Origin of the sequence: Promicromonospora kroppenstedtii DSM 19349, assembly GCF_000515355.1 — a bacterium.
In the GTDB taxonomy this organism is placed as follows: Bacteria; Actinomycetota; Actinomycetes; order Actinomycetales; family Cellulomonadaceae; genus Promicromonospora; species Promicromonospora kroppenstedtii.
This window is the reverse complement of the sequence record NZ_KI911756.1, coordinates 1,443-2,256: the sequence shown is the minus strand read 5'-3', so window position 1 is coordinate 2,256 and position 814 is coordinate 1,443. Positions and strand designations below refer to the sequence as shown.

Annotated in this window: 1 protein-coding gene; it reads left to right on the top strand. The window is 75.2% G+C overall.

All coding sequences use genetic code 11. The features are described from left to right. Positions 1–814: S41 family peptidase (locus tag PROKR_RS26230; RefSeq protein ID WP_036969645.1), on the top strand; the 814-nt coding region annotated here is incomplete at its 5' end.

Below are 814 nucleotides of genomic sequence, written 5' to 3'. Positions count from 1 at the left end.
GGCGAACCTCGTCGGCGCGGCCGAGATCCCGGTCGAGCTGACCCTGCCGGCGACGCCCGCAGCAGCCGCGGACGGCGGGTCCGGCCCGGCGTCGAGCACGGACCGGCGCGTCGTCGTCGTGCCGCTCGCCGACGAGTCCGACCTGCGATACCAGGACTGGGTGCGGTCGCGCCGCGAGTACGTCGCCGAGAAGTCGGGCGGCCGGCTCGGCTACGTGCACGTCCCGGACATGGTGAGCACCGGCTGGGCGCAGCTGCACCGCGACCTGCGGCTCGCCGCGGACCGCGAGGGCATCGTCGTGGACGTGCGCTTCAACGGCGGCGGGCACACCTCACAGCTCGTGATCGCCCGCCTCGCCGCCCGCGTCGCGGGCTGGGGGCTGAACCGGCACTACGACCGCCCGAACTCCTACCCGGACCGCGCACCGCGCGGCCCGGTCGTGCTCGTCACCAACGAGTACGCGGGGTCCGACGGCGACATCGTGAACGCGGCCGCGCAGGCGCTCGGCGTCGGCCCGGTGGTCGGGGTGCGGACCTGGGGCGGCGTGATCGGGATCGACGGCCGCTTCGACCTCGTGGACGGCACCGGGATCACCCAGCCGCGATACGGCCTCTGGCTCGACGGCAAGGGCTTCGACGTCGAGAACTACGGCGTGGACCCCGACATCGAGGTGCGGCACACCCCGGCGGACTACTTCTCCGACGTCGACCCGCAGCTCGAGGCGGGCATGGCCGAGGCGTTCCGGCTGCTGGAGGAGACCCCGGCGGCGGCTCCCCCGGCGCTGCCGGAGCCGCGGGTGCGGCGCCGCCCGTAG